Genomic DNA, 492 nt, shown 5'->3' on the forward strand with positions numbered 1-492 from the left:
CCCTGGGCGTGCTGAGCAGCGGTCAACGCATGTTCCTGTCCGCGATGGTGAGCTTCTACAACTCCCGCGAGGGCGGCGCGATGCTCAAGCGTTGCGGCTTCGAGGGGCTGTCCGACTTCGGCGGCCTCGATCTGGAACGGCGCCAGGTCATCGCTGACCTCACGCTGCACTACAACGGCTGGTGAGCCGCGCCTGGCAACCACCGTCCTTTCATCCCACCCCACGAGGGACATGCGTCCCCGTTCGGGGCCATGTCCCTCCTTCCTTTCGCAGGAGCGGCCATGTCCCGAATCACCATCTTCCACTGACCTGCACCGCCCGCCACCAGGGCGGCCCGACGCCGCCGCCGGCTGACCGGTTGCCACTTCATCCACTCGCTGGGGTTCAATCCCCGGCAGGGGATTGCCTCGGCCATCCTCTGCTGGAGGAATCCCATGTCTCATTCCAAAAACCCCTTCGTCCGCGGCTACGATGGCCTGTCCGTGCAGCGGC

Annotated in this window: 1 protein-coding gene; it reads left to right on the top strand. The window is 66.1% G+C overall.

What is annotated here, in order from left to right:
* Positions 1-185 (top strand): hypothetical protein (locus tag ACR6JA_RS22570; protein WP_494599680.1); only part of this gene is annotated, 185 nt, incomplete at its 5' end.
* Between the last annotated feature and the right edge of the window lie 307 nt (positions 186-492).

This window comes from Cedecea sp. B1(4) (assembly GCF_059414925.1).